At 68.8% G+C, this 3,270-nt stretch carries 3 protein-coding genes; 1 reads left to right on the top strand and 2 read right to left on the bottom strand.

What is annotated here, in order from left to right:
- Positions 1-138: 138 nt before the first annotated feature.
- Positions 139-2,100, bottom strand: a complete 1,962-nt coding sequence (locus DEIPI_RS0111545; protein ID WP_027481876.1) for a DNA topoisomerase subunit B — start codon at positions 2,098-2,100, stop codon at positions 139-141.
- A 329-nt stretch (positions 2,101-2,429) separates the two neighbouring features.
- On the opposite strand from DEIPI_RS0111545, the gene DEIPI_RS0111550 reads away from it, so the two are divergent.
- Entirely contained in the window at positions 2,430-2,909 is a 480-nt protein-coding gene (locus DEIPI_RS0111550) for a hypothetical protein (protein WP_027481877.1), read from the top strand.
- A gap of 48 nt (positions 2,910-2,957) precedes the next feature.
- On the opposite strand, the gene DEIPI_RS0111555 is transcribed toward DEIPI_RS0111550, so the two are convergent.
- The coding region (locus DEIPI_RS0111555; RefSeq protein ID WP_157463618.1) for a CHAD domain-containing protein at positions 2,958-3,270 on the bottom strand (313 nt) is incomplete at its 5' end.

Genomic DNA, 3,270 nt, shown 5'->3' on the forward strand with positions numbered 1-3,270 from the left:
GAAGGCGGCGCCCCGATGGGGCGCCGCCTTCCTTCGTGCCGGGCGGTAGGGACCGCTGCCCAGAACCCTGCGTCGTAAGACGCTGACTCGCTCCGCTCGGCAGAACCCCGGCCTTCGCCGAGGTTCTGCGCAGCGGTCCTACACGCTGATCTCGGCGAAGCGCGCGTTCTCCTGGATGAACTGCTTGCGCGGGGTGACCTCGGTGCCCATGAGGGCCTCGAAGGCCTCGCCGGCGGCCATGAGGTCCTCGATGGTGACCAGCTTGAGGGAGCGGGTCTCGGGGTTCATGGTGGTCTCCCAGAGCTGCTCGGCGTTCATCTCGCCGAGACCCTTGTAGCGCTGGATCTCGAACTTCTTGCCTTCCTTCGTGAGCTTCTGGGTGCGCTCGCGGAGTTCCTCGTTGGTGTAGAGGTACACCTCGTTGCCCTTGCCGCGGCCCCAGGAGAGCTTGTAGAGGGGCGGCTCCGCGATGTACACGTAGCCCTGCTCGATGAGGGGGCGCATGTAGCGGAAGAAGAAGGTCAGCAGCAGCGTGGCGATGTGGCTGCCGTCCACGTCGGCGTCCGTCATGATGACGATCTTGTGGTAGCGCAGCTGGCTGAGGTCGAAGTGCATCTTGTCGCCGGTGCCCTCGACGCCCGCGCCGATCGCGCCGATCATGGCGCGGATCTCGGCGTTCTTGAGGATCTTGTTGAGCTCGACCTTCTCCACGTTGAGGATCTTGCCGCGCAGCGGCAGGATCGCCTGGAAGCGCCGCTCGCGTCCGCTCTTGGCGGAGCCGCCCGCCGAGTTGCCCTCCACGATGAAGAGCTCGGACTCGGTGGGGTCCTGGCTGGAGCAGTCGGCGAGCTTCCCGGGCAGGTCGTCGTTGTCGAGGGGGTTGCTGCGGCGCACGAGCTCGCGGGCCTTGCGGGCGGCCTCGCGGGCGCGGGCGGCCTCGGCGGCCTTCTCCACGATGATCTTGCCGACGCGGGGGTTCTCCTCGAGGAACTCCGCGAACTTCTCGCCGACGATGGCGTTCACGGCGGTCTGCGCCTCGCTGTTGAGGAGCTTCACCTTCGCCTGCGACTCGAACTGCGGGTCGCCGAGCTTGACGCTGATGACGCAGTGGATGCCCTCGAGGAGGTCGTCGCCGCTCGGGACGGGGTTGCCGCTCTTGATGAGGTTCTTGTCGCGGGCGTACTTGTTCAGGACGCGGGTGTACGCGGTCTTGAAGCCCGTGAGCTGGGTGCCGCCGTCGCGGTTGGTGATCATGTTCGCGTAGCACAGGATGGTGCTGGCGTACGCGCTGGAGTGGATGAACGCGACCTCCACCTCGACGTCGCTGGCGGTGCCCTTCATGACGATGGGCTGGTCGTAGAGGAGCTTGCCGTCGTCGAGGACGAGGTGCCGCGCGAAGGTGGCGATGCCGCCGACCTCGTGGAAGACTTCCTTCTTGACCTCGCCGCCGTGCAGGTCCTTGCGTTCGTCGGTGAGGACGATCCGCAGGCCCGTGAGGTAGGAGAGTTCGCGCAGTCGGCGGCGGATGCGGTCGTAGTCGAAGCGGTTCTCGAACTCGTGGAAGACGGCCGCGTCGGGCTTGAAGGTGACCTTGGTGGCCCAGTCCACGTCGGCGGGGGTGGCGCCGAGGACGTGCAGGGGCTTCGTGACGGGGCCGCCCTCGAAGCGGATGTTGTGGAGCTTGCCGTCCTTGTTGACGGTGACGTCGAGGTAGCTGGAGAGCGCGTTCACGACGCTGGAGCCCACGCCGTGCAGACCGCCCGAGACCTTGTAGGCGCCCTGGCCGAACTTGCCGCCCGCGTGGAGCTCGGTGAAGATGACCTCGATGGCGCTCCTGCCCTCGCTCTTCATGACGTCCACGGGGATGCCGCGTCCGTTGTCGGTGACGGTGGCGGCGCCGTCCTCGTGGAACGTGACGGTGACCTCGGTCGCGAAGCCCGCGAGGCCCTCGTCGATGGCGTTGTCGATGATCTCCGTGAGGAGCTGGTGGTAGCCGTCGACGCCGGTGCCGCCCTGGACGTACATGCCGGGGCGTTTGCGGACCGCCTCGAGGCCCTTGAGGACGGTGATGCTTGAGGCGTTGTATTCGTGCTGGGTCATGGCCCTCCCTGGGTGCGTCCGCGCCGGAGGCCCCTGTGGACGCCGCGGGGGCGACCTTCGGGTTCTGGCGCGCGGGGTCGGTCCTGCCGACGACGCGTCTGTCTTGTGGCTCTGCCGGTCTGGCGTGTCGGGCGCGAAAACCGCGCCCGGAAGCGCTCCTCATTCTATCAGGATGGGCAGAACGGGTCAAGAAAATTATGTTCTCAGCAGATAGCTCTCATGGGCTCGTCCCCGGGCAGAACGCGGCGCAGCCGCCGTCGACGCGCGCGCGTCCTCACGGGTCTCACGGGTCACGGCGCGCCCCCGTGAAGGGCTGGTAGGCTCCTGCTATGGACCTCCTCGTCGCCCTCCACCGCTTCGCCCTGCCCATCCCCATCGTGGGCCACCACCTCGTGCTCCTCACCGCCCTGCTCTTCCTCCTGAGCCTCCCCATGCTCGCGCGGCCCGCCGTGCCCAGCTGGTACGTCGTGCTGCTGCGCGTCACCTGGGCCGCGTTCGCGCTCAACACCCTCAGCGGCCTGATCCTCGGCCTCACGGGACAGAAGGTGCCGAGCGCCGTGCCCGCCACGCCCGGCGGCAACGTCACCGCCGTCGGCTTCCCGCCCGACCCCTCGCGGCACTGGGAGCACCTCATGTACGCGGGCTTCGCGATCCTCAGCCTCTACATCATGGAAGTCCTCGTCGCGGGCCGCGCCCTCCCGCGCGACCGGGGCCTGCGCTTCATGCCGCTCCTGACGCTCTTCCTCGTCTGCGTCGCGTACATGTCCGTCCGCGTGGCCTACCTGCCCGGCAGCACGCCCGGCACCTGAGACGGCCCGCCAGAAAGGGAGCCCGCGCATCCGGCGCGGGCTCCCTCGCTACTTCACCTCCTCCTGCTCCATCCGGCGCTCCAGCGCCTCCCACGCGGCGCGCGCCCGCTCGCGGCTCCCCGCCTCCGCGATCTCCTCGCGCCGCAGCAGCGCGTCGCGGTGCGCGGGCAGCAACGCCTCGTCCGCGAGGGCCGCGCGGATCACCGTCGCGTCCTGCGCCCTCCCCAGCTCCTGCAGCACGTCCAGCAGCTCCCGGGGCGCCTCCCCCGCGAGTTCGAGCGTGTAGCGCCAGCGCTTCAGGTTCTTGCGCCACTCGTGCCAGGTGTCCTCGTCGGTCGAGGCGAACACCTCGCGCGCCTCG

The organism is Deinococcus pimensis DSM 21231, from assembly GCF_000519345.1.
Classification (GTDB): domain Bacteria; phylum Deinococcota; class Deinococci; order Deinococcales; family Deinococcaceae; genus Deinococcus_A; species Deinococcus_A pimensis.

Coding starts and splice junctions, on each gene's coding strand:
- DEIPI_RS0111550 (WP_027481877.1), top strand. CDS start 2,430: ATGGACCTCCTCGTCGCCCTCCACCGCTTCGCCCTGCCCATCCCCATC.
- DEIPI_RS0111545 (WP_027481876.1), bottom strand. CDS start 2,100: ATGACCCAGCACGAATACAACGCCTCAAGCATCACCGTCCTCAAGGGC.